Below are 2334 nucleotides of genomic sequence, written 5' to 3'. Positions count from 1 at the left end.
TTATATGAAATCCCATTATAGATGCTACAGATGATCCCCTCTAACCCCCTGTAGAGACTAAGCATGGCTAGTCTCTACAGGGGGGGATTTGTAGCAAACATTTCGGGATTTCATATTAATCCGTGAAATCCGTGAAATCCGTATAATCCGTGATCAGACTTTTCCTAATCGATCCCTAATGCCCTATCAGTTTATCGCGTAATTGTTTAATCCGATCGCGCAGTTTAGCCGCTTCTTCAAATTCTAATTGTTTCGCTGCCGTTTTCATCTGGGTTTCTAATTGAGTAATTAAATCGGGAATACTCTCTAAAGGCAATTCTTCAAAGATTTCAATTTCTTTTTCTACAGTTTGAGCATTTAACCGTCGGGAGACATCCAAAAACTCTAAAATAGAATTACTGGATTTTTTAATAATTTGTTGAGGAATAATCCCATGTTTTTGATTATATTTTTGTTGAATCTCTCGTCGTCGGTTAGTTTCATCAATGGCTTTAATCATACTTTGGGTTAAATTATCCGCATATAAAATCGCCTGTCCTCGGATATTTCGCGCTGCTCGTCCGATGGTTTGAATGAGTGAGCGATGCGATCGCAAAAACCCTTCTTTATCCGCATCTAAAATCGCCACTAAGGACACCTGGGGTAAATCTAACCCCTCCCGTAATAAGTTCACCCCAATTAACACATCAAAGTCCCGATTTTGTAATCCTTGAATAATTTCTATCCGTTCAATAGACTGTATTTCCGAATGCAAATATCTGACTTTTATTCCCCGGTCTTGTAAATATTCCGTTAAATCTTCCGCCATTCGTTTCGTTAAAGTTGTGATTAAAACCCGTTCATCTCTTTCAACTCGGTCTTGAATTTCCCCATATAAATCATCCACCTGTCCTTCGGTTGGACGCACAAATACTTCAGGATCAATTACTCCCGTCGGACGGATAATTTGTTCCACAACTTGACCCTGAGATTGTTCAATTTCCCAATCTCCCGGCGTCGCCGATACAAAAATACATTGATTAGCTTTTTGCCAAAATTCCTCGGCTTTTAACGGTCGATTATCCGCCGCACTGGGTAAACGAAACCCATGATCAATTAAGACTTTTTTTCGCGCTTGATCGCCATTATACATTCCCCGAATTTGAGGAACAGTAACGTGAGATTCATCGACGACTAATAACCAATCATTCGGGAAATAATCAATTAAACATTCTGGGGGTTCTCCCGCTTGTCTTCCGGCTAAATGGCGAGAATAGTTTTCCACACCATTACAATATCCTACCTCGCGTAACATTTCTAAATCATAGCGAGTTCGTTGAGATAACCGTTGTGCTTCTAATAGTTTGCTTTGGTTTTCTAATTCAACAACTTGTTGTTTTAATTCCTGTTCTATGTCATGACAAGCCATTTCTAAGCGGTCTTCTGGGGTGACAAAATGTCGAGCCGGATAAATACTTAATCCTTCTAAACTTTGCAAAACTTCCCCCGTAACCGGATCAACATAACGAATGGCTTCAATTTCATCGCCAAAAAATTCAACTCGAATAATTCGATCTTCATAAGCCGGCCCAATTTCTAATACATCTCCTTTGAGACGAAACCTCCCCCGTGTTAATTCCACATCATTGCGGGTATATTGGACAGAAACTAATTCTCGTAATAATTCCCGTTGATCAACTTCTTCTCCGACTTGTAAAGGAATGGCAGCTTTTAAATATTCGGCGGGCATTCCTAACCCGTAAATACAACTAATTGAAGCGACAACAATTACATCTCGCCGTTCAAATAAAGATCGGGTTGCGGAATGGCGGAGCATATCAATTTCATCATTAATAGAAGCGGTTTTTTCAATATAAGTATCGCTAACGGGAAGATAAGCTTCTGGTTGATAATAATCGTAATAACTGATAAAATATTCAACAGCATTTTCAGGAAAAAATGATCGAAATTCGTTGCATAATTGGGCGGCTAAGGTTTTGTTATGGGCTAAAACCAAGGTGGGACGACCAATTTTTTCAATCATCGAGGCGATCGTAAAGGTTTTCCCGGTTCCCGTCGCCCCCAATAGGGTACTAAAGGGTTGTCCGTTGCTAATATTATTGATGAGTTGAGCGATCGCTTGGGGTTGATCGCCCAGGGGTTGAAAGGGAGCCTGAAGTTGAAAAGGAATCATAAAGGGGGAGTAAGGGAGTAGGGGCGAGGTCTTCTCCAAGGCGTGTCAATTTAAGCCGAAAACCCGTGATTAAAGCCGAGATCTGATCCCCCTAAATCCCCCTTAAAAAGGGGGACTTTGATCTCCTATTCCCCCCTTGTTAAGGGGGGTTAGGGGGGATC

The 2334-nt window shown here is 40.9% G+C and carries 1 protein-coding gene; it reads right to left on the bottom strand.

Annotated features, from left to right (window positions below; genetic code table 11):
• Positions 1–175: 175 nt before the first annotated feature.
• Positions 176–2173 carry an excinuclease ABC subunit UvrB gene (gene uvrB, locus PL8927_RS10585; RefSeq protein ID WP_083620972.1) on the bottom strand — a complete coding sequence of 666 codons (1998 nt, stop codon included), beginning with the start codon at positions 2171–2173 and terminating at the stop codon, positions 176–178.
• Between the last annotated feature and the right edge of the window lie 161 nt (positions 2174–2334).

It is taken from the genome of Planktothrix serta PCC 8927, assembly GCF_900010725.2.
Taxonomy (GTDB): domain Bacteria; phylum Cyanobacteriota; class Cyanobacteriia; order Cyanobacteriales; family Microcoleaceae; genus Planktothrix; species Planktothrix serta.
This window is presented reverse-complemented; position numbering and strand designations above follow the sequence as displayed.